17 protein-coding genes are annotated in these 20,735 nt (G+C 68.6%); 4 read left to right on the top strand and 13 right to left on the bottom strand.

What is annotated here, in order from left to right; translation table 11 throughout:
• Positions 1-44 precede the first annotated feature (44 nt).
• The gene (locus tag AB0I28_RS14870; RefSeq protein WP_357493412.1) at positions 45-356 is read right to left on the bottom strand and encodes a hypothetical protein; all 312 of its coding nucleotides are present in this window, start codon (positions 354-356) and stop codon (positions 45-47) included.
• A 250-nt stretch (positions 357-606) separates the two neighbouring features.
• On the opposite strand from AB0I28_RS14870, the gene AB0I28_RS14865 reads away from it, so the two are divergent.
• Both AB0I28_RS14865 and AB0I28_RS14860 read left to right on the top strand, forming a co-directional pair.
• Positions 607-798, top strand: coding sequence for a hypothetical protein (locus tag AB0I28_RS14865; RefSeq protein ID WP_357493410.1), 192 nt, complete (start codon positions 607-609; stop codon positions 796-798).
• A 622-nt stretch (positions 799-1,420) separates the two neighbouring features.
• Complete coding sequence (locus tag AB0I28_RS14860) at positions 1,421-1,687, top strand: helix-turn-helix transcriptional regulator (RefSeq protein ID WP_357493409.1); 267 nt, start codon at positions 1,421-1,423, stop codon at positions 1,685-1,687.
• A 199-nt stretch (positions 1,688-1,886) separates the two neighbouring features.
• On the opposite strand, the gene AB0I28_RS14855 is transcribed toward AB0I28_RS14860, so the two are convergent.
• Together AB0I28_RS14855 and AB0I28_RS14850 are read right to left on the bottom strand one after the other, a co-directional pair.
• The gene (locus tag AB0I28_RS14855) at positions 1,887-5,780 is read right to left on the bottom strand and encodes a DNA-directed RNA polymerase subunit beta' (RefSeq protein WP_357493407.1); all 3,894 of its coding nucleotides are present in this window, start codon (positions 5,778-5,780) and stop codon (positions 1,887-1,889) included.
• 89 nt (positions 5,781-5,869) lie between these two features.
• On the bottom strand, positions 5,870-9,307 hold the full coding sequence (locus AB0I28_RS14850) for a DNA-directed RNA polymerase subunit beta (RefSeq protein WP_357493405.1): 3,438 nt from the start codon (positions 9,305-9,307) through the stop codon (positions 5,870-5,872).
• Between the two features lie 718 nt (positions 9,308-10,025).
• On the opposite strand from AB0I28_RS14850, the gene AB0I28_RS14845 reads away from it, so the two are divergent.
• A complete protein-coding gene (locus AB0I28_RS14845; protein ID WP_357493404.1) occupies positions 10,026-10,832 on the top strand; it encodes a hypothetical protein in 807 nt (268 codons plus the stop codon).
• A 43-nt stretch (positions 10,833-10,875) separates the two neighbouring features.
• Here AB0I28_RS14845 and AB0I28_RS14840 read toward each other — a convergent pair whose 3' ends face one another.
• Both AB0I28_RS14840 and AB0I28_RS14835 read right to left on the bottom strand, forming a co-directional pair.
• The gene (locus AB0I28_RS14840) at positions 10,876-11,337 is read right to left on the bottom strand and encodes a type II toxin-antitoxin system death-on-curing family toxin (protein WP_357493402.1); all 462 of its coding nucleotides are present in this window, start codon (positions 11,335-11,337) and stop codon (positions 10,876-10,878) included.
• A complete protein-coding gene (locus AB0I28_RS14835) occupies positions 11,334-11,534 on the bottom strand; it encodes a hypothetical protein (RefSeq protein WP_357493401.1) in 201 nt (66 codons plus the stop codon). The genes AB0I28_RS14840 and AB0I28_RS14835 overlap by 4 nt, the downstream gene beginning before the upstream one ends.
• Positions 11,535-11,699: 165 nt before the next feature.
• Between AB0I28_RS14835 and AB0I28_RS14830 the strand changes: the two genes are divergently transcribed.
• Positions 11,700-12,347 carry an NAD(P)H-binding protein gene (locus AB0I28_RS14830; RefSeq protein ID WP_357493399.1) on the top strand — a complete coding sequence of 216 codons (648 nt, stop codon included), beginning with the start codon at positions 11,700-11,702 and terminating at the stop codon, positions 12,345-12,347.
• On the opposite strand, the gene AB0I28_RS14825 is transcribed toward AB0I28_RS14830, so the two are convergent.
• The 8 genes from AB0I28_RS14825 to AB0I28_RS14790 form a co-directional block, all read right to left on the bottom strand.
• Positions 12,344-13,075, bottom strand: coding sequence for a hypothetical protein (locus AB0I28_RS14825; RefSeq protein WP_357493397.1), 732 nt, complete (start codon positions 13,073-13,075; stop codon positions 12,344-12,346). The genes AB0I28_RS14830 and AB0I28_RS14825 overlap by 4 nt on opposite strands.
• A complete protein-coding gene (locus AB0I28_RS14820; protein WP_357493395.1) occupies positions 13,075-13,599 on the bottom strand; it encodes a hypothetical protein in 525 nt (174 codons plus the stop codon). Before AB0I28_RS14820 ends, AB0I28_RS14825 begins: the two co-directional genes overlap by 1 nt.
• 15 nt (positions 13,600-13,614) lie before the next feature.
• Positions 13,615-14,895, bottom strand: a complete 1,281-nt coding sequence (locus AB0I28_RS14815) for an MlaD family protein (RefSeq protein ID WP_357493394.1) — start codon at positions 14,893-14,895, stop codon at positions 13,615-13,617.
• Positions 14,892-15,998 carry an MCE family protein gene (locus AB0I28_RS14810; protein WP_357493392.1) on the bottom strand — a complete coding sequence of 369 codons (1,107 nt, stop codon included), beginning with the start codon at positions 15,996-15,998 and terminating at the stop codon, positions 14,892-14,894. The genes AB0I28_RS14815 and AB0I28_RS14810 overlap by 4 nt, the downstream gene beginning before the upstream one ends.
• Positions 15,998-17,116 carry an MCE family protein gene (locus AB0I28_RS14805; protein ID WP_357493390.1) on the bottom strand — a complete coding sequence of 373 codons (1,119 nt, stop codon included), beginning with the start codon at positions 17,114-17,116 and terminating at the stop codon, positions 15,998-16,000. Before AB0I28_RS14805 ends, AB0I28_RS14810 begins: the two co-directional genes overlap by 1 nt.
• A gap of 2 nt (positions 17,117-17,118) precedes the next feature.
• The gene (locus AB0I28_RS14800) at positions 17,119-18,123 is read right to left on the bottom strand and encodes an MCE family protein (protein WP_357493389.1); all 1,005 of its coding nucleotides are present in this window, start codon (positions 18,121-18,123) and stop codon (positions 17,119-17,121) included.
• Positions 18,120-19,157, bottom strand: coding sequence for an MCE family protein (locus AB0I28_RS14795; RefSeq protein ID WP_357493387.1), 1,038 nt, complete (start codon positions 19,155-19,157; stop codon positions 18,120-18,122). The genes AB0I28_RS14800 and AB0I28_RS14795 overlap by 4 nt, the downstream gene beginning before the upstream one ends.
• Positions 19,158-19,378: 221 nt before the next feature.
• Positions 19,379-20,734, bottom strand: coding sequence for an MCE family protein (locus AB0I28_RS14790; protein WP_357493385.1), 1,356 nt, complete (start codon positions 20,732-20,734; stop codon positions 19,379-19,381).
• Position 20,735: the final 1 nt, after the last annotated feature.

The raw sequence follows: 20,735 nt of genomic DNA, 5'->3' as shown, positions 1-20,735 counted from the left end.
ACGACGGAAAAGGGTGCGCGCACGAGGCGCGCACCCCCTTGGTACTAGCAGTGCGGGATACCGCCGCTCCACCAGATCACCGAGTCGTGCGAGTAGCCCCGCACGCCCGTCGCCCGGTTGCGGTGGTAGTTCCATTCGCCGTTCCAGCAGTACACGTCGGCGCCCTGGCCGATGTAGCCCAGGCCCAGCGGACCGCCGCTACCGGGGTTCGCCCAGATCCGGGCGCCGTTGACGCTGTAGTCGCCCGACGCGGCCGAGGCCTGCCCGGCGATGCCGATCGACGCCACGGCGACGGCCCCGACGGCCAGTGCCTTGAGACCGACTTTGGACGGTAGAATCGCACGCAGTTTCCCCATTAGGCGCTCCTTGTGAGTAGGGGAACGACGGTCGCGGCGTCGCACCGCCGCGGCCGTTCTCTCTCGATGGGTTCCAAGCTACGTAACGACCGCGATCAATTCAAGGCCGTACCCGAGCTTGACGGATTCCCGCCATTGCTACGGCCCCCGGCAATGTGTCATCCTCCCAATGACAGCGATTTACACCCGAGGGGGTTTCCCAATGGCGGAAAGGGCAGGTCAGCGGCCGAACTCGCGGCAGCTCAGGATCTTGCTCCTGCTTCACGAAGGACATACCGACCAGCAGATCGCCGAGCAGCTCTACCTGGGGATACGCACCGTCGAGCGGGAAATCGGCCGGCTCATGGAGTTGGCCGGAACGCGCACGCGGTTCAGTCTCGGCGCCACCGCTTCCCGACTGGGCTGGCTGCATTCGCCCACGCCCGCGGTGACCGGTCGGTAAATGTGATGGACGTCATAGCCGCGGGGGCAAGTGTTCACCGGAGAACAATCGGCGGCTGAAACATCGGACAACGCACTCGGCCTCGCGCGAATTGCCGCGCGGGGCCCTTTTCTCGACTGGGCATCAATGCACGGGACAATTCCTCGACGAATGGCGCCCGGCATATCGCGGTCGCGGGCCGCCCTCAAGGCGCCTCATACCCGCCGGCCTGCCAAGCGCCCGCACCTCGCCCCTGCCCCGGCCGGGACAACGCGCCCGGGCCGGCGGGCCGCCGCACGAAGGAGGGGCCCGCGGCGCCCCTCCCCGCCGTCGCGGACCCCTGACCTCGCCGGTCGCCCGCCCGATCAGGATGGCACCGGCGACCCGCGGCACCAGATTATGCGCGCCCCCGCGCCCGGGCGCGGGTTCGAAACCTCGTGGCGCATAGCCGCCAGAGGCCCGGCCCACATCACATTTAAATGCATCGATGCTGACGGGTAGTTGACTGTTTCCCGTGCCGCCCGTGTGGCATTCACCGTTGTGCGGGGACATCCGGCATGGAATTATCCGCCTCGGCGGGGCGCAATTGCCGGTCCGAACGCGATGATGGGGTCGGTGGATCGCGGGATACGGGGTGAGAAGGATGCGGGGAGTCAGTTCGGCGGCCGCGGTGGTCGGTACGGAACCGCTCGACGACCGGCGGGGCTTCACAGAGGGGGTACGGCTCAACGACAGGCAGCGCCTCATCGTCGGCATGCTCGCCGAAGGCGCGTCCGACACGCAGATCGCGCGCCGGCTCTACATCGGCCAGCGGACGGTTCAGCGCGAGGTCGCCGCCCTGATGGCGGTGGTGGGGGCGGCGTCGAGGTTCGCGCTCGGCGCGGAGGCCGCCCGGCGCGGCTGGCTGTAGAAACGCCTCAGGGCGCCCCTCCCGAAGGAGGAGCGCCCTGAGGCGTTGACCAGGAGGACCTAGAACGTCCCGCCCGTCGCAGCGGATTCACACCCACCGCGCCGAACGATCGGCTCCGGCCTCGGGGACCTAGAACGTCCCGCCCGTCGCAGCGGATTCACACCCACCGCGCCGAACGATCGGCTCCGGCCTCGGGGACCTAGAACGTCCCGCCAATGTCGAAGTCGTCCAGCGGAACCGCGGCGCCGCCGCCCGGACCGAACCCGAAGCTGCTGGGCTCGTCGTAGCCGGACATCGAGTAGACGCGGGCCTTGGCCTCCTCGGTCGGCTCGACCCGGACGTTGCGGTACTTGGCGATGCCCGTACCGGCCGGGATGAGCTTACCGATGATGACGTTCTCCTTGAGACCGATGAGGTTGTCGCCCTTGGCGTTCATCGCGGCCTCGGTGAGCACTCGGGTGGTCTCCTGGAAGGAGGCCGCCGACAGCCACGAGTCGGTCGCGAGCGACGCCTTGGTGATCCCCATCAGGACCGGACGGCCGGAGGCCGGCTCCTGTCCCTCGGCGACGATGCGGCGGTTCTCGGTCTCGAACCGCGCGCGGTCGGTCAGCGAGCCCGGCAGGAACTCGGTCGCGCCGGAGTCGATGACGGTGACGCGCTTGAGCATCTGCCGCACGATGATCTCGATGTGCTTGTCGTGGATGAGCACACCCTGCGACCGGTACACGTGCTGCACCTGGTCCACGAGGTGCATCTGCACCTGACGCGGGCCGAGGATGCGGAGCAGCTCGTGCGGGTCGATGGTGCCCTCGTGGAGCTTCTCGCCGACCGCGACGGGGCCGCCGTCGTGGACGCGCATGCGCACACGGCGGGAGACCTTGTCGTAGACGACCTCTTCGCCACCGTCGTCCGGCACGATGATGATCTTCCGCGACTTGTCGCTGTCCTCGATGCGGATCCGGCCGGCGACCTCGGCGATCGAGGTCTTGCCCTTCGGAACACGCGCCTCGAAGATCTCCTGAACACGCGGCAGACCCTGCGTGATGTCGTCACCGGCCACACCACCGGTGTGGAAGGTGCGCATCGTCAGCTGGGTACCGGGCTCACCGATCGACTGAGCGGCGATGATGCCGACGGCCTCACCGATGTCGACCTGCTTGCCGGTCGGCATCGAACGGCCGTAGCAGAGGCCGCAGACGCCCAGCGCCGACTCGCAGGTCAGCACGGAGCGCACCCGGACGTCCTTGACGCCGTTGGCGACGAGTTCCTCGATCATCGGCGCCGACAGGTCGGTGCCCTCGGCGACGATGACCCGGCCCTTGGCGTCGGTGACGTCCTCGGCGATCGTGCGCGCGTAGACGGAGGTCTCCGCGTGCTCGTGCTTGATGATCGAGCCGTCCTCGTGGACCTCGGCGATCGGCAGGCGGATCGCCCGGTCGGTGCCGCAGTCCTCTTCGCGGACGATGACGTCCTGCGACACGTCCACCAGACGACGGGTCAGGTAACCCGAGTCGGCGGTACGCAGCGCGGTGTCGGCCAGGCCCTTGCGGGAACCGTGGGTCGAGATGAAGTACTCCAGCACCGACAGGCCCTCACGCAGCGAGGACTTGATGGGGCGCGGGATGATCTCGCCCTTCGGGTTGGCCACCAGACCACGGATCGCGGCGATCTGGCGCAGCTGAAGCATGTTGCCTCGGGCGCCGGAGTTGATCATCTTCCACAGGGGGTTCTCCTGCGGGAGCGAGTGGTCGAGCTCCTTGGCGATCTCGTTGGTCGCCTTCGTCCAGATCTCGATCAGCTCGCCGCGGCGCTCCTCGGCGGTCATCAGACCACGCTGGTACTGCTTCTCGATCCGCTCGGCGTCCTTCTCGTAGCGCTCCAGGATCTCCTGCTTGCGCGCCGGGGGGACGACGTCCTCGATGCCGATGGTCACGCCCGACCAGGTGGCCCAGTGGAAACCGGCCTCCTTGAGCGCGTCCAGCGACGCCGCGAGCTGCACCTTGGGGTACCGCTCGGCGAGGTCGTTGACGATGTCGGACAGCTGGCCCTTGCGCACCTCGTAGTTCACGAAGCGGTAGTCGACCGGCAGGGTCTCGTTGAACAGGACCCGGCCCAGCGTGCTGTCGAGCAGCAGCGGCGAGCCCGGCTCCCAGTCCTCGGGGGCCTCGAAGGGCTTGTTGCCCGGACCGTTGTCCACGGTGAAGACACCGTCGAGCAGGATCCGGATCGGCGACTGGAGGTGCACCGCGCCCGCGTCGTGCGCCATGAGCGCCTCGGCGAGGGAGCTGAAGATCCGGCCCTTGCCCGCGACGTCTTCACGGCCGTGGGTCAGGTGGTACAGACCGATGATCATGTCCTGGGTGGGCATGGTCACCGGGCGGCCGTCGGACGGCTTGAGGATGTTGTTGCTCGACAGCATCAGGATCCGGGCCTCGGCCTGGGCCTCGGCCGACAGCGGCACGTGGACCGCCATCTGGTCACCGTCGAAGTCGGCGTTGAAGGCGGTGCAGACCAGCGGGTGGATCTGGATGGCCTTGCCCTCGACCAGCTGCGGCTCGAAGGCCTGGATGCCCAGACGGTGCAGCGTGGGCGCACGGTTCAGCATGACCGGGTGCTCGGTGATGACCTCTTCAAGGACGTCCCACACGACCGGACGGGCACGCTCGACCATGCGCTTGGCCGACTTGATGTTCTGCGCGTGGTTGAGGTCCACCAGGCGCTTCATCACGAAGGGCTTGAACAGCTCCAGGGCCATCTGCTTCGGCAGGCCGCACTGGTGCAGCTTCAGGCGCGGGCCGACGACGATGACCGAACGGCCCGAGTAGTCGACGCGCTTGCCGAGGAGGTTCTGACGGAAGCGGCCCTGCTTGCCCTTGAGCATGTCGGACAGCGACTTGAGGGGACGGTTGCCGGGACCGGTGACCGGGCGACCGCGCCGGCCGTTGTCGAACAGCGCGTCCACGGACTCCTGGAGCATCCGCTTCTCGTTGTTGACGATGATCTCGGGCGCGCCGAGGTCGATCAGCCTCTTGAGACGGTTGTTCCGGTTGATGACCCGGCGGTACAGGTCGTTGAGGTCGGAGGTCGCGAAGCGGCCACCGTCCAGCTGCACCATCGGCCGCAGCTCCGGCGGGATCACCGGAACGCAGTCGAGGACCATGCCCATCGGCGAGTTGCCGGTGGTCGAGAAGGCCGCGACGACCTTGAGGCGCTTGAGGGCGCGGACCTTCTTCTGGCCCTTGCCGCTGCGGATCGTCTCGCGCAGGGACTCCGACTCGTCGTTCAGGTCGAGGTTGGCCAGAAGCTCCTTGATCGCCTCGGCACCCATCCCGCCCTTGAAGTAGTCGCCGAAGCGGTCGTAGAGCTCGCGGTAGAGCAGCTCGTCACCGATGAGCTGCTTGGAGTCGAGCTTGCGGAAGGTGTCCATCACCTCTTCGAGGCGGTCGATCTCCCGCTGGGCCTTGTCGCGCAGCTGGCGCATCTCGCGCTCGCCGCCCTCCTTGACCTTGCGGCGGACGTCGCTGCGGGCGCCCTCGGCCTCAAGTTCGGCGAGGTCGGCCTCCAGCTTCGAGGCGCGCTTCTCCAGCTCGGAGTCGCGCAGGTTCTCCAGCTGGCGCTTCTCGGCGGCGATCTCGTTCTCGATCGTCGACATGTCGCGCGTGCGCGCCTCGGCGTCGACCGAGGTGATCACGTACGCGGCGAAGTAGATGATCTTCTCGAGGTCCTTCGGCGCGATGTCGAGCAGGTAGCCCAACCGCGACGGGACGCCCTTGAAGTACCAGATGTGGGTGACGGCGGCGGCCAGCTCGATGTGGCCCATCCGCTCACGGCGAACCTTCGCACGCGTCACCTCGACGCCGCAGCGCTCGCAGATGATGCCCTTGAAGCGGACGCGCTTGTACTTGCCGCAGTAGCACTCCCAGTCACGGGTCGGGCCGAAGATCTTCTCGCAGAAGAGTCCGTCCTTTTCCGGCTTCAGGGTGCGGTAGTTGATCGTCTCCGGCTTCTTGACCTCACCGTGCGACCACTGACGGATGTCCTCTGCTGTGGCCAGACCGATCCGAAGCTCATCGAAGAAGTTCACGTCGAGCACTAGGTTTCAATCCCCTTGTTGTTGCTCTTGCTGTGATTAGGGTCTTGGGTGGGGCCGGGGGTTGAACCCGGCCCCATCGATCTGGCCGCCTAGGCGCCTTCCAGGTCGACGCTGCTCGGCTCGTGCCGGGACAGGTCGATGCCGAGCTCCTCCGCCGCGCGGAAGATCTCGTCGTCGGTGTCGCGCATTTCGAGCGCGACGCCGTCACTGGAGAGCACCTCGACGTTCAGGCACAGCGACTGGAGTTCCTTCAGCAGAACCTTGAACGACTCCGGCACACCCGGCTCGGGGATGTTCTCACCCTTCACCACGGCCTCGTAGACCTTCACGCGCCCGACGACGTCGTCGGACTTGATGGTCAGCAGCTCCTGCAGGGCGTAGGCGGCGCCGTAGGCCTGCATCGCCCAGCACTCCATCTCACCGAAGCGCTGGCCGCCGAACTGGGCCTTACCGCCCAGCGGCTGCTGCGTGATCATCGAGTACGGACCGGTCGAACGCGCGTGGATCTTGTCGTCGACGAGGTGGTTGAGCTTGAGGATGTACATGTAGCCCACCGCGATGGCGTCCGGGATCATCTCGCCGGAGCGGCCGTCGAACAGGCGCGCCTTGCCGTTTCCGCCGACCATGCGCTGGCCGTCGCGGTTGGGCAGGGTGTTCTCCAGAAGCCCGACGATCTCGTCTTCCTTGACACCGTCGAAGACCGGGGTACCGACGTTGCTGTTGGCCGGGGCCTCGCTGGCCCCGATCGCGTGCAGCGCCTTCTTCCAGTCGGCGTCGTCGCCCTCGATCTTCCAGCCGCGCGTGGCGATCCACCCGAGGTGGACCTCCAGGACCTGGCCGATGTTCATTCGGCCGGGCACGCCCAGCGGGTTGAGGACAACGTCGACCGGGGTCCCGTCCTCAAGGAACGGCATGTCCTCGGCGGGCACGATCTTGGAGATCACGCCCTTGTTGCCGTGGCGGCCGGCGAGCTTGTCACCGTCGGAGATCTTGCGCTTCTGGGCCACGTACACGCGCACCAGTTCGTTGACGCCCGGGGACAGCTCGTCGCCGTCGTCGCGGGAGAAGGTGCGAACGCCGATGACCGTGCCGGTCTCGCCGTGCGGAACCTTCAGCGAGGTGTCGCGCACCTCGCGCGCCTTCTCGCCGAAGATCGCGCGCAGCAGACGCTCCTCGGGGGTCAGCTCGGTCTCGCCCTTGGGCGTGACCTTGCCGACGAGGATGTCGCCGTCGCGGACCTCGGCGCCGATGCGGATGATCCCGCGCTCGTCGAGGTCGGCGAGCATCTCCTCGGAGACGTTCGGGATGTCCCGGGTGATCTCCTCGGGGCCGAGCTTGGTGTCACGGGCGTCGACCTCGTGCTCCTCGATGTGCACCGAGGTGAGCTCGTCCTCCTGCACGAGGCGCTGCGACAGGATGATCGCGTCCTCGTAGTTGTGACCCTCCCACGACATGAACGCCACGAGGAGGTTCTTGCCGAGCGCCATCTCACCCTTTTCGGTGGACGGGCCATCGGCCAGGACCTGACCGCGCTCGACGCGGTCGCCCTCGTTGACGACGGGGATCTGGTTGACGCAGGTGCCCGCGTTCGACCGGCGGAACTTGTGCAGCAGGTAGGTACGGCGGTGGCCGTCGTCCTGGTGCACGGTCACGTAGTCGGCGCACAGGTCCTCGACGACACCGGCCTCTTCGGCGACGACGACGTCACCGGCGTCGACGGCGGCACGGTATTCCATGCCGGTACCGACGACCGGGGACTTCGGCCTGATGAGCGGCACGGCCTGCCGCTGCATGTTCGCGCCCATGAGGGCACGGTTGGCGTCGTCGTGCTCAAGGAACGGGATCATCGCGGTGGCGACCGAGGTCATCTGCCGCGGCGAGACGTCCATGTAGTCGACCACTTCGGCCGTGACCAGGTCGGCCTCACCGCCCTTACGGCGGACGAGGATCCGGTCGTCGGCGAAGGAACCGTCGGCGCGCAGCGGCGTGTTCGCCTGCGCCTTGATGTAGCGGTCCTCCTCGTCGGCGGTCAGGTAGTCGATCTGCTCGGTGACCTTGCCGTCGACGACCTTGCGGTAGGGCGTCTCGATGAAGCCGAACGGGTTGACCCGCGCGAACGACGAGAGCGCGCCGATGAGGCCGATGTTCGGGCCCTCGGGCGTCTCGATCGGGCACATGCGGCCGTAGTGCGACGGGTGGACGTCACGGACCTCCATGCCGGCGCGGTCACGCGAAAGGCCACCGGGGCCGAGCGCGGACAGGCGGCGACGGTGGGTCATGCCCGCGAGCGGGTTGACCTGGTCCATGAACTGCGAGAGCTGCGAGGTTCCGAAGAACTCCTTGATCGCCGCCACGACGGGACGGATGTTGATCAGGGTCTGCGGCGTGATGGCCTCGACGTCCTGCGTCGTCATGCGCTCGCGGACGACGCGCTCCATCCGGGACAGGCCGACGCGGACCTGGTTCTGGATGAGCTCGCCGACGGTGCGCAGGCGGCGGTTGCCGAAGTGGTCGATGTCGTCGGCCTCGTAGCCCTCTTCGCCGTTGTGCAGGCGAACGAGGTACTCGATGGTGGCGACCAGGTCCTCTTCGGTCAGCGTGTTCGTCTGGACCGGGTTCTCGGAGTGGAACTTCTTGTTCAGCTTGTACCGGCCGACCTTGGCCATGTCGTAGCGCTTGGGGTTGAAGAACAGGTTCTCCAGCAGCGCCTGCGCGTTGTCCTTGGTCGGCGGCTCGCCCGGACGGAGCTTGCGGTAGATGTCCAGCAATGCCTCGTCCGTGCCGGCGACGTGGTCCTTCTCGAGCGTCGCCATCATGATCTCGGACCAGCCGAAGCGCTCGCGGATCTGCTCGCCGCTCCAGCCGATGGCCTTCAGCAGGACCGTGACGGCCTGCCGGCGCTTGCGGTCGATGCGGACACCGACGGTCTCGCGCTTGTCGACGTCGAACTCGAGCCAGGCGCCGCGGCCCGGGATGACCTTGACCAGCGACAGGTCGCGGTCACTGGTCTTGTCGGGCTGCTTGTCGAAGTACACGCCCGGAGAACGGACAAGCTGGGAGACGACGACACGCTCGGTGCCGTTGATGATGAACGTCCCCTTCGGGGTCATCATCGGGAAGTCGCCCATGAACACCGTCTGGCTCTTGATCTCACCGGTGTTGTGGTTGATGAACTCCGCGGTGACGAACAGCGGGGCGCAATAGGTGAGGTCCTTCTCCTTGCACTCCTCGGTGGAGGCTTTCACCTCGTCGAAGCGAGGATTCGAGAAGGAGAGGGACATTGTGCCCGAGAAGTCCTCAATCGGACTGATTTCTTCGAGGATCTCGTCAAGACCGCACTTGGGCGAGGTCTCTTCGGAGACCCTGGAGCGCCAAGCCTCATTGCCGACGAGCCAGTCGAAAGACTCGTTTTGGATGGCGAGGAGGTTGGGTACCTCTAGGGTCTCTTTGATCCTCCCGAATGAAATCCGACGAGGAGCGAGTGCGCTCGTAGTGAGATTGGTCTTCGCAGGGCGGGAAGCTGCCAAGATGCGTCCTTCCGAGGACCTGTGTTGCAACGGCCGTTTAGCGCGCACCCCACACGGCCCGTGTCAAACTCCCATAACCGGACATTTAGCCGATTAAAGGGCAGTTACCCACGGGTTCAAGAGTGAGAGGGCAGCGCAAACTAGCAGTGTAGCCGAAGCACAGACGACTGTCCAAGCGCCCTCTTCAACCCCCCGGCCGGACGCCTCTTGGAACCAGTATGGCCACGCGTGAGTGGCGTTGTCTGCGCATAGCTTGCCTTGACGGAGGTCACGTCGTCAAGGGGACGGCCGGATTTGGTCACGAAGCAGTCACGGGCACTGGAGTTGCGCGAGTGGCGGGAGTGAGAGCGCCCGGCCGGTCCGCACCGAAAGTCCGCGCCGGTCAGGGGCGGGATCGTTGATTCGAACAGGTGATCGCCGCCTTTGCGGCCCCTCCCTCAAGGGCTATACGGACACCGGCGCCGACTCGGTCGCACGGGAATCGAAAGGGCGCCGATGACGCATTCGGGCCTGCCCCATCGTGCCGACGGCCGGGCCTTGGTGACCCCCGACACCTTGCGTACGTTGGCCTGACCGGGCGGCCCGTCGCCCGATCGTCACGCCGAGTGGACCCGGCGGCGTGCCACACCCCCGCTCGACTCGACGGTGACCCCGTTGTCGGCCGGATATGTTGATTTGTGCCTTTTCATGCGCTTCTTCGCTCTCGTGAGGAGAGAACGTGGACAACGCCGTCCCTCCACCGCCCCCGCCGCCCGCCTTCGGCCCGCCCGTCCCCCAGCCGCCGCGCAAGAAGCCGGTGTTCCAGCAGTGGTGGTTCATCGTCGGAGCCGTGGTGCTCCTGCTCTGCGTGTGCGGCGGAGGCATCGCCGCCCTCAACTCCGGCGACGGGAAGGACGACTCCTCGTCGAACACTCCCGCCGGCGAGGACGCCGACCCCGCCGAGGACGCCGCCGAGCCCGCCGAGGAGAAGAAGGCCGACCCCTACGACGAGGAGTACGGCACCTTCGAGACGGTCGAGGAGTCCGGCAGCGGCGACACGGTCCTGGAACTGCCCAAGGGCGCCTCGGCCGGGATCGTCACCGCCACGCACGACGGGTCGGCGAACTTCATCGTCAGCGGCCTCGACAAGGACAACGAGCCCACCGGCGACCTGCTGGTCAACGCCATCGGCGACTACAAGGGCACCGCCGCCTACGGGCTGACCGCCCTCGGTGAGGCCGTCACCCTGGAGGTCAAGGCCGACGGGAAGTGGTCGATCACGATCGCGCCCGTCTCGGCCGCCAAGGCCCTGCCCTCCCCCGCCAAGGGCGGCGGCGACGCCGTGTACCTCTACGACGGGGACGCCGCGACCTGGAAGGCCACCCACGACGGCGAGGGCAACTTCATCGTCGTGCAGTACCCGGCCGGCGGCTTCCCCAACCTCGCCGTCAACGAGATCGGCGAGTACGAGGGCACCGTCGCGGCCAAGGCCGGGCCCTCGGTGGTGACCGTCAACGCCGACGGGAAGTGGACCCTCGCGGAGTGACCCGGACGGCCGGGACCGCGCGAGGGGCGCGGTCCCGGTCCGGTCACTCGGCGGTGGGGGTCTCGGGCTCGACGGGGGTTTCCGGCTCGACGGAAGGCCGGGCGGAGGGCGCCGCAGGGAGCTCGACCAGGGGCGCGAGCGCCTTCGCGATGTCGGCGACCTCAGAGAGCTCACCGGAAGCGACGGCGATGGTGAGGTCGAATCCTTCACCACCTTCGTCGGTCGCGATGACGTAGGCACCGTTCAGCTCGCAGAACACCACCGTGGCCACCCAGGCCAGGCGCTTGTTTCCGTCGATCAGCGGATGAAACCGCGCGATCGAATGCATGAGCACCGCGGCCTTCTCCAGGAGCGTCGGATACTGCTCCTGCCCGAACAGGACGGTTCGCGGCCGCTCGGACGCCGAGGCGATCAGTCCGGCGTCACGGTAGATGACCCGGCCTTCGACGGCGAGGTCGGCGAGCAGCATCAGCTGCTCGACGGTGAGATAGCGAATCTCGGTCATGATTTGCCCAGCCGATCGAGTGTCTCGGAGTACCGGCGGACGATGTTGCGTCCGAGCTGCTCGACGATCACGTCGTCGCCGTGGCGGCGGATGTACTCGTCCACCGCGTTCACGACGAGACTGTGGAGGCTGCGGTGCTCGCGCTCGGCGAGGACCTTGGCGCGGGCGTCGATGTCTTCGGGGAGTCGCAGAGTCATAGCCATACCATCACGGTACCACTCTGGTATCAATGAAAGAGCCATGTGCGAAATCATTGCGCATTTATCCCCATCACTGCCTCGCGGGGTCGCACATTCGTTCGACTAGGATTCGAACCTCTCAATTCGCCCACCTAGGTTCGAATCATCGCGTTCCATGTACCCATGAAGATCCTCCTCATCGGCGCCTCCGGCATGGTCGGTTCGCGCGTCGCCGCCGAGGCGCTCAGCCGCGGCCACGAAGTCGTCGGCGTCACGCGCGGCGGACGGGCCGACGACCTGCCCTCCCACCCGCGCCTCACCCTCGCCGCTGCCGACGCAGGCGACGCCAAGGCGCTCGCCGGGCTCGCCGCCGGCGCCGACGCGGTGGTCGCGGCGCTGCCGCCCGCACGTGACGGGTCCCCGGCGACGGGTCCTTACCTGGCGGTGGCGGGGTCGATCATCGACGGGACGCGCCAGGCCGAGGTGAAGCGCCTGATCTGGGTCGGCGGTGCGGGCAGCCTTGAGGTCGGTGGCGGGAAGCGCCTGTTCGAGACCGAGGGTTTCCCGGAGGCGTACAAGGCCGAGGCGCTCGCGCAGGGCGAGGTCCTCGACGTGTTCCGCGAGCTGACCGACCTCGGCTGGACCTACGTCTCCCCCGCCGCCGAGATCGCGCCGGGCGAGCGCACGGGCGAGTTCCGGGTGGGCGGGGACGCGCTGCTCTCCGACGCCGAGGGCCGCAGCCGCGTCAGTGCCGAGGACTTCGCGGTCGCGCTGGTGGACACCCTGGAGAAGGGCGACCACGTGCGCGAGCGCATCACGGTGGCCTACTAGTAGGCGGTGACGGCGGCGGCCTTCCAGGTCCCGTCGACGGGGACCATGTGCAAGACGATGCGGTTCATGTCGACCTTCTCGCCGGTGATGTTGTCGTTGCGGCGGGTCTGGTTGACGTAGAGGAGCACGTCGACCGATTTCGGTGTCAACGACCAGACGCTGCCGGTGTCGACGGCGACGATTCCGGCGCCGGTGACGGGGGCGGAGACGACGGCCTTCTCCTTGGTGGCCTGTTCGCGCAGGGCGTCCATCTGCTTGCCGTAGTCCTCGGCGAAGGCGCCGGTGACGTGGGCGAGGCCGTTGTCGCGGGAGGAGTCGAAGTTGCGGTAGTCGTAGGCGATGATCGCCTGGACGGCGACGACGGCCTCGGCCTGTGCCTCGTCGACGGCCCGGTCGATGGCGTTCTCGCGCTCGAAGAGGAAGAAGGCCGAGCCGGCGACGAGCAGGACCAGGACCGCCGTGGCGGACAGGCGCAGGGCGAGGCGGCGCAGGTGGCGGAGGCCTCGCGGGCGGCGGCGCAGGACCGCGGTGCGGCTCTTCGCCACCGGGCGCGTGCCGGGTGTGGGGCGGGGTCGCGGGCGCGGGGAGGGCTTCGTGGGTGCCTTGGCCGAGCCGTCGGCGGGGGTGTCGAGGGTATCGACGCGCTGTTGGGGGATGCGCGAGGGCGCCGTCGTGCGGGGCTTGCGCTTCTGTTCGCGCAGCGAGCGCGGGACGTATTTGCCGCTCATCAGACGAACTCCAGCTTCCCGATAAGCCACTCACCGTCGACGAGGTCCATGGCGACGATGACCCGGTAGTGGACGACGCGCCCGTCGGGGGCGTTGACGTTGGTGACGCGCGCGTCGGCGGCGAGGATGACGCCGGTGGAGTCGCCGTCGGTGGGGAAGTCGGGGTTGTCGTAGACGACGGCTGCGCTGAGGATCTCCCCGCTGGAGGTGGCCTGGTTGGCCACGATCGTCTCGCGCAGGCCGGCCTTCTGCTTGGCCCATTCCTCGTTGAAGGTGCCGGTGGTGACCGACTCGATCCGGTCGAGGTCGGCGTCGACGCTCCCGGCGGCGGTGGTCATGAAGCTGCGGACGTGTTGGCGGGCGGCGGACACGGCGTCGGTGTGGGCGTCGTCGGCGCGGTTGGCGTCGAGGAATCGCCAGCCGGTGATGCCGCCGAGGGCGAGCGCGCCCGCGACGACGAGGGCGAGCACGATGTTGAGCCCGATCCAGAGCGGGCGGCGTTCGAAGACGCTGGGGTTGTCCATGTGGTTCGGGCCTCCTTAAGCCGCGAGGCCGGCCAGCAGGAGCTGGCGCCATGATTGGTCGCCGGCGAGGGCGTACTGCCCGCCGGTGCCGCCGAAGGCGATCGGCAGGCCGAGGTTGTCGACGACGAGTCCGGTGGCGGGGTCGTATCCGGCGACGGTGGTGCCGGGTGAGACGGGGGCCGGTGTCTCCGACTCGGGGTCGGGTTCGGGCTCGCCGGGGAGCGGGGCGGGGTGGATGGGGCCGCCGGTGGGGCCGGGGGCGTTCTGCCAGCCGCGCACGGCCGAGCCGTCGCCGAGTTCACCGCCGGTGCAGGTGACCGGGCCGGCGCCCTTGTTGTAGACGCACGGCGGCGGGTTGTCGAAGTTGAGGACGAGGCCGAAGTGCGCGGTGCCGTCCCCGGGGGTGACGGTGAAGGAGCCCGACACGACCGAGGGGTAGGAGATGAGCAGGCTCTCGATGCCGGGGAGGCGGCGGACGGCGACGCCGTTGACGCTGATCATGTTGCCGAGCAGGACGCCCAGTTGCGGGTCGAGGTCGCGGATGAGGCCGCTGACCTCGGTGGTCGTCGCGGGGGCTTCGGCGAGGATCGCGCGCAGGTCGCCGTCGGAGTCCTTGAGGGTCTCGGTGAACTCGCGCAGGCCCTTGGCCCACTGGTCGATGGCCTCGGCGGAGTCGGCCTGGGTGTCGAGGACGGTCCGGCCGTCCTCCAGGAGGGCGAGGGTCTCGGGGAGGTAGGTGGTGGCGTCGGTGAGGAGCACGTCGGTGGCGTCGAGGATCGTGGCGAGGGCGTCGCCGTTTCCTTCGAAGGCCTTGCCCAGCTCGTCGATGACGACGCCGAGGTCGTCGGGGTCGACGGCGGCGACGAGCGCGTCGAGGTTGGTCAGCAGGCTCTCGACGGCCAGGGGCGTGGTGACGCGGTCCGCGCCGATCGTGTCGCCGGGCTCCAGGTAGGGGGCGCTGTCGGTGGCCGGGCGCAGGTCGACGTACTGCTCGCCGACGGCCGAGCGGTTGGCGACGACGACCTTGAGGTCGCTGGGGACCTGCACGCCGCGGTCGATGTCGAGCTGGACGCGGGCGCCGCCGGGGCGCAGGCTGATCTCACCGACGCGGCCGATCTGCACGCCCCGGTAGGTGACCGAGCCGTGGGTGTAGGCACCGCCGGTCTCGTCCATGTCGACGAAGACCTGGTAGGAGCCGTCGCCGATGCCGAGGTACTTGAAGCCGACGAACAGCGCGCCGGCCAGTGACAGCACGACGAACAGGGCGATCTGGATCCGTGCGCGTCGGGTGATCATCCGGCCAGTCCTCCCAGCAGCAGTTCGGCGAGGCCGCCGATCAGGGGGTTCGCCTCGCCCGGGCCGGGTTCGGCCGTGTCGGGCTCCTCGCCGTTCGGGTCCCCTTCGCCGGGGGCGGGGTCGACCGGTTTGCCGCCGAACAGGTTGCCCAGGACACTGCCGAGGTCGAGGTCGAGGGTGATGTGCAGGTTGACGAAGTCGCCCTGGACGGCGTCGGAGACGTTGTGCGGGAAGGGGTAGGACAGGGCCAGTTCGAGGCCTTGGGGGAAGTCGTCGCCGGCGGCCACGAGCTGTTCGAGGATCGGCTGGAGCGCCTCGATCGAGCCGAGCGTGTCGTCGCGGCTGGCCTCGATGACCTGCGTGCCGACGTCGCCGAGGTTCTTGAGCGCTTCGAGTGCGGCGGTGAGGTTGTCCTGCTGCCCGGCGAGGACCTCGGCGCCCGGACCGAGGGCTTCGAGGGCGGCGCCGATGTCGTCCTTCTGCTTCGCCAGGTCGATGGCCAGCGCGTCGAGGGCCTCGATGGCGTCGACGATCTGCTCGCGCTGGGCGTCGAGGGCGGTCACGAAGGCGTCGAGCTCCCCGAGGGTGTCCTTGATGTCGGACTCGCGGCCTTCGAGGGCGTCGATGAGTTCGGTGTTGATGGTCCGCAGCTGTTCGAGTCCGCCGCCGCCGAGGGTCAGCGCGAGCGCGCCGAGGACCTCCTCGACCTCGGCGGAGCGGCGGGTGCGCTCGATGGGGATGGTGGAGCCGTCGGTGAGTTCGCCGGCGGGGGCGACGTCGATGGGCGGGCTGAGCGCGACGAACTTCTCGCCGAGGAGGCTGGTCTGGCGCAGCGCGGCGGTGCTGTTGGCCGGCAGGACGACGTCGTCGTTGACGCGGACAGTGACCTCGGCGGTCCAGCCGTCGACGGAGATGTCCTCGACGGTGCCGACGGTGACGTCGTTGACCTTCACCGAGGAGTTCTGCACGAGGTCGAGGACGTCGGCGAACTCGATGGTGACGGCGTAGCCGCCCATGCCTTCCCCGCCGGGGAGGGGCATGGAGGAGCAGGCCGTCAGCCCGAGAGCCGCGGGGAGCAGGAGGGCGGCCAGTCGCGTGCGCATCAGTTCCCCCCGGCGAGTTTGGCGAGGTCGGCGGGGAGCTGGACGCCCGCTTCGGCCAGCGCGGCGGCGAGGTTGACGCACTCGATGGGGACCTCGTCGACGGGGAGGAGCCCGGCGATGAGGTTGCACACGAACCCGGCGGGATCGTTGGCGCCGAGGAGGTTGTCGCGGGTGTCGAGGGTGCCCGAGCGCGCGTTGTAGGCGAGCTGGAGGTCCGACAGCGCGACCGGTGCGTAGTCGAGGGCGGTGATCAGGGCGTCCTGCTGGCGGGCCAGGACGCCGGTGAGCTCGGCGAGCGCGTCGACGTTGGTCACCAGGCTCTCCTTGTTGTCCTGGATGAAGCCGGTGACCACGACCAGCGCGCCGGCGAGCTTCTGGAGGGCGTCGCCGAGTTCGTCGCGCTCCTCGGAGAGGTTCCCGGCGACCTCGGCGAGCTGCTCGTTGAACAGCCGGACCTGGGCGTCGCTCTGGGCGAGGGCGGTGGTGAAGGTCGAGAGGTTCTCGATGGTGGCGAAGAGGTCGCCGCGGCCGTCGGAGACCGTCGAGAGGGCCTGGGCGAGGTTGTCGAGGCTGTCGCCGAGGGCGACGCCGTTGCCTTCGAGGTTCTCGCGCGCGGCTTCGAGGAGTTCTTGGAGTTCACCGTCGGCGGCGGCGCCCTGCGGCCCGAGGGCCGTGGCGAACTCGTTGAGCGCGGTGTAGACCTCGTCGAGTTCGAGGGGGACGATCGCGCGGTTCGGGTCGAGTTCGGCGCCGTCGGCGAGTTTCGCGCCGCCGGTGTAGGCGGGGGCGAGCTGGATGTAGCGGTCGGCGACCAGGCTGGGCGGGACGACGATGGCGCTGGCGTCGGCGGGGACGGGGTAGTCGGCGTCCCAGGACATCTCGACGAGCACGCGCGTGCCGGCGGGTTCGACCTTGACGACCTCGCCGACCTTCACGCCGAGGATGCGGACCTCGGAGCCGGGGAAGAGTCCGACGGCGCGGCTGAGGTGGACGCTGACGCGGGTGGTGTCGGAGCTCAGGCGCTGCCAGGCGAAGAAGCCGGCGATGAGCAGGACGGCGACGGCGGCGAAGACGACCGGTCGACTCCTCAGGGAGGACTTGCGGAGAGCCGCTCGCATGTCTACTCCCCTTCCTTCGGGGCGGGCGGTTCGCCGACGCCATAGGGCTGGAGAAGCCCGTCGATGTAGGAGTCGAACCAGCGGCCGTTGCCCAGGACGTTGGAGAAGGCGGTGACGAAGGGGCCCATGTTCGTCAGGGTGGCCTCCAGGTTCTCGCTGTTGGCCAGGAGCAGCTGGGTGACCACGTCGAGGTTGTCCAGCGCCGGCCGCAGCTGTTCGGAGTTGTCGATGACGAGCCCTTCGAGCTCCTCCGACAGCGCCGAGGTGGCGACCAGGAGTTCGTGGATGGCGTCCTTGCGGTTGCGGACCTCTTCGAGGAGGCGGTTGCCGTCCTCGACGAGCTTGACGAACTCGTCGTCGCGTTCGGCCAGCGCGCTCGTGACGGTCGCGGCGTGCTCCAGGAGCCCGCGCAGTTCCTCGTCGCGGGACGCGATGGTCTGCGACAGGCGCGACAGGCCGTCGATGGAGGCGTTGAAGCCCTCGGGGGTCTCTTCGAGGGTGTCGGTGAGGGTCGACATGGCCAGCGCGAGGGCGTCGGTGTCGATCTCGCCGAAGGTGTCGGCGAGGCCGTTGACGGCGTCGACGACGTCGAGGGGTGTGGCGGTACGGGCCAGCGGGATGGTGTCGCCGGGTTCGAGTTCGCCGCCTCCGGCCGGTGCGAGCGCGACGTATCGCTGCCCGAGGAGGGTCTTGAGCTGCACGGTGGCGCCGGTCTGCTCGCCGAGTCGGACGTCGCCGTCGATGCGGAAGTCGACGCGGACGTGCGGTTCGGGGGTGCCCAGACCGGTGAGGGACACGTCGGTGACCTCGCCGACCTTCACGCCGGCGACGCGGACCTCGGTGCCGGGGTTGAGCTGGGCGGCGTCGCGGAACTGGGCGGTGTAGGTCTGCCCGCCGAGGAAGCCCTTGATGTCGTTGATGCTGAACGCGCCGACGACGGCCGCGACCAGCACGATGATCGCGGTGACGCCCATCGGGACGGGGTTGCGTTCACTGAAGGACTTCACTGGCACCTGGCCTTCGGCGAGTTGAGCGTCGCCGGGTTGACCGGGCCGACGACGGGGAGGGTGATGCTGCCGTCGGCGTTGCAGAGGAAGAAGTTGAACCACGACCCGTGGGAGCCGGTGCGGGTCAGGTTGGCGTAGGTGTCCGGGAGGCGTTCGAGGGCCGTTTCGAGCGCGTCGCCGTTGGAGCCGAGGTTGGCGGCGAGTTCGCCGAGGGCGCCGATGTCGGCCTTGAGTTCGGGACGCGCGTCCGACACCAGGCTCTGCGTCTGGTCGGCGAGGGTGCCGATCGACACGATCGACTCGCCGAGGACCTCGCGGTCGTCGGCGAGGCCGCTGACGAACTCCTGGAGGCGGCCGATGGCCGTGGACAGCTCCTCGTCGCGTTCGGCGACGGTGGCCAGCACGGAGTTGAGGTTGGTGATGACGCGGCCGATGACCTCGTCGCGGTCGGCGAGGGTCGTGGTGAGCGAGCCGGTGTGCTCCAGGAGGCTGGCGAGGGTGCCGCCCTCGCCCTGGAGGACCTGGACGATCTCGTAGGAGACCTTGTTGACCTCTTCGGGATTGAGCGCCGAGAACAGCGGGCGGAAGCCGTTGAACAGGGCGGTCAGGTCGAGGGCCGGGTTGGTCTGGGCGAGCGGGATCGTCGCGCCGGGTTCGAGGCTGGTGGCCGGTCCGGGCGCCTCGGCGAGGGCGATGTAGCGCTGGCCGACGAGGTTGCGGTAGCGGATGGTCGCCTCGACGCTGCTGGGCAGGCGCCGGGTGGCCGAGTCGAGGTTGAAGGCGACCTCGGCGTAGGTCGTGGTCTCGTCCTGCTTGAGGGCGACCTCGGTGACCTCGCCGACCTTCACGCCGGCGATGCGGACGTCGTCTCCGGCCAGGACGCCGGTGACGTCGGTGAACTGGGCACGGTAGGAGACACCGCCCGGTAGGTCGAAGCCACCGAGCGACTCGGTGAGCAACGCAAGGGCGAGCAGGGTGACCACGGCGAACACGCTGAACTTGGCGGCTGCGCGTCCGGTGGGGTTGCTTCGCACGGCTCCTCCCGCCGGGTGTGTGAGGGGTTGAGGGGGGACACGCCCGGCTTATGCGTGATTCAACGACAGCCGGGTGGGGCAGGTCACGGGTTTCGAAGTTACGAGTCGGTAACAACCGGGGGTCGAGGCTGCTCGCGGGCCCGTGACGCTCGGTCCGGGTGCCGCGACCGGCGCTCGGGGGTGTGCCGCATGCTCCTGCCTCCTTTCGGTCTCGTCGTGGGTCAGCTGGTCGCGTTGACGGTCGTGCCCCTCAGCAGCGGACCCCACAGGAGAGTGGCGAGGTCGCTGAGGTCGGTGACGTTCTGGCCGGTGAAGGCGGCCACCAGCGGGTCGATGACGGCCTGCTCCTCGGCGGTGCCGGAGTAGCCCATCGTCGGGTCGAACACGGCCGGGTTGTCCTCGCCGGGCGGCTCGATCAGCGGCAGGCCCGCCGGGGGCGTCACCGTCGACTCGGCGTCGGTGAGGCCGGGCAGCTCGATGGGGAGGTTGACGCGGCTGCCGTCGTAGTCGTAGCCGTTGTCGATGGGGTGCTCGGCGCCCGGCACGTTCGGGTTCGGCAGGCCCCGGCAGTCCGGGCCGGTGCCGCCGTTCCATTCCGGCTCGTCGCGGCCCGTCTCGTACTTGCCGTTGTTGGCGACGATCTCCAGGGTGATGTGCAGGCGCCCGGTGGCGAAGGTGTCCTCGATGGCCGGCTGGATCTTCACCAGCCCGGCGAACAGGCACGGGTATTCCGGCGCGTAGGCCGCCAGGAGTTCGAGGACCGGGCGGGTCACCTCGCCGAACTGGATGAGGCGCCCCTGGTAGCGGTCGAGGAAGACGCGGGTGTCGTCGGCGAAGTCGGCGGTGGTGGTCAGGAAGGCCTTGAGCTGCGACTCCTGGTCGGTGATCGTGTTCGCGGTGACGGTGAGGTTGCGCAGCACGCCCATGAGGTCGGGCAGGGCGCCGTGGTAGTTGTCGAGGACCTGCGCGAGAAGTTCGAGGTCGGCCTCGATCGTCGGCATCTCCTCGTTGAGCTCGCGGACGTAGTCGCCGAGCCGCACGATCGTCGCGCCCAGCTGCTCGCCGCGGCCTTCGAGCGCGGTGGCCATCGCCGACAGCGTCGCCGAGAGCTTGTCCGGCGGGATCGCCCGCAGCAGCGGCAGCGCGTTGTTGAGCACCGACTCCAGCTCGACGCCCGTCGAGGTGCGGTCCTGCGTGATGACCGACCCGGGCGCGATCGCCGCCGCCGAGGCCGAGACCGGCACGAGCTCGACGTACTTCTCCCCGAACAGGGTCTTGGGCAGCAGCCGCGCCGACACGTCGCCGGGGATCTGGCGCGCCATCGCCGGATCGAGCGCCAGCCGCAGCCGCGCGCCCTCGCCCTGACTGGCGATCGTGCGGACCTCGCCGACCAGCACACCGTGCAGCTTGACGTCGGCGCCCTCGTTGAACTGGAGTCCGGTGTGGTCGGTCTCCAGCGAGACCCACGTGACCGGCGTGAAGACCTTCATATAGGCCGCGACGCACACACCCAGCAGCGCCACGAGGATGACGGCGAACGCCAGCCCCGTCAGGCGCTCCTTGACGCGAAGGGTCATG

This window comes from Phytomonospora sp. NPDC050363 (genome assembly GCF_040655735.1).
Taxonomy (GTDB): domain Bacteria; phylum Actinomycetota; class Actinomycetes; order Mycobacteriales; family Micromonosporaceae; genus Phytomonospora.
The sequence above is the reverse complement of the archived record's forward strand: the minus strand, read 5'-3'. Positions and strand labels throughout refer to the sequence as shown.

What these genes read in the sequence shown, in the direction of transcription:
- AB0I28_RS14870 (WP_357493412.1), bottom strand. Translation starts at nt 356, where the DNA reads ATGGGGAAACTGCGTGCGATTCTACCGTCCAAAGTCGGTCTCAAGGCA.
- AB0I28_RS14860 (WP_357493409.1), top strand. Translation starts at nt 1,421, where the DNA reads ATGCGGGGAGTCAGTTCGGCGGCCGCGGTGGTCGGTACGGAACCGCTC.
- AB0I28_RS14840 (WP_357493402.1), bottom strand. Translation starts at nt 11,337, where the DNA reads ATGACCGAGATTCGCTATCTCACCGTCGAGCAGCTGATGCTGCTCGCC.
- AB0I28_RS14835 (WP_357493401.1), bottom strand. Translation starts at nt 11,534, where the DNA reads ATGACTCTGCGACTCCCCGAAGACATCGACGCCCGCGCCAAGGTCCTC.
- AB0I28_RS14830 (WP_357493399.1), top strand. Translation starts at nt 11,700, where the DNA reads ATGAAGATCCTCCTCATCGGCGCCTCCGGCATGGTCGGTTCGCGCGTC.
- AB0I28_RS14825 (WP_357493397.1), bottom strand. Translation starts at nt 13,075, where the DNA reads ATGAGCGGCAAATACGTCCCGCGCTCGCTGCGCGAACAGAAGCGCAAG.
- AB0I28_RS14820 (WP_357493395.1), bottom strand. Translation starts at nt 13,599, where the DNA reads ATGGACAACCCCAGCGTCTTCGAACGCCGCCCGCTCTGGATCGGGCTC.
- AB0I28_RS14815 (WP_357493394.1), bottom strand. Translation starts at nt 14,895, where the DNA reads ATGATCACCCGACGCGCACGGATCCAGATCGCCCTGTTCGTCGTGCTG.
- AB0I28_RS14810 (WP_357493392.1), bottom strand. Translation starts at nt 15,998, where the DNA reads ATGCGCACGCGACTGGCCGCCCTCCTGCTCCCCGCGGCTCTCGGGCTG.
- AB0I28_RS14805 (WP_357493390.1), bottom strand. Translation starts at nt 17,116, where the DNA reads ATGCGAGCGGCTCTCCGCAAGTCCTCCCTGAGGAGTCGACCGGTCGTC.
- AB0I28_RS14790 (WP_357493385.1), bottom strand. Translation starts at nt 20,734, where the DNA reads ATGACCCTTCGCGTCAAGGAGCGCCTGACGGGGCTGGCGTTCGCCGTC.